The organism is Paracraurococcus lichenis, from assembly GCF_030657435.1.
Taxonomy (GTDB): domain Bacteria; phylum Pseudomonadota; class Alphaproteobacteria; order Acetobacterales; family Acetobacteraceae; genus Paracraurococcus; species Paracraurococcus lichenis.
In genome coordinates, this window is the sequence record NZ_JAUTWS010000481.1 from 1 (window position 1) to 464 (window position 464).

The window sequence follows — 464 nt, forward strand, 5'->3', positions numbered from 1 at the left end:
CGGCCGCGGGCGATGGGGTGGAAGGGTGCCGGCGGCTGGGTGACGGTCTCGCAGGAGCGGCAGGAGAACCGTTCGCGGACGGTCTGGATCACCTTCCACTTGATGGGCTCGACCTCGAGCGTCTCCGTGGTGTCCTCGCCCAGCTTGGACAGCTTGCCGCCGCAGCAGGGGCAGGCGGCCGGCGACGGCAGGACCACCCGCTCGCGCGGCAGGTGCGCCGGCAGGGGCGCGCGCACTGGCTGGCCGCGGGGCGGGCTGTCAGGACGGCGGGGGCGGCCCTCCTTGTCGGCGGCCTTCTCCGCCTTGGCGGCGTCCTCGCTGGCGGCCGCCACCAGCTCGCCGAGCTCGAGTTCCAGCTGGTCGATCAGCTTGCGGCCGCGCTCGGAGGAGGCGCCATACTTGTCGCGCTTGAGGCGGGCGATCAGCAGCTTGAGGTGCGCCACCATCGCCTCGGCGCCGGAGGC

General features: G+C 74.1%; 1 protein-coding gene. It reads right to left on the reverse strand.

The features are described from left to right. Nucleotides 1-464 (reverse strand): IS66 family transposase zinc-finger binding domain-containing protein (locus tag Q7A36_RS40885; RefSeq protein ID WP_305109492.1); only part of this gene is annotated, 464 nt, incomplete at both ends.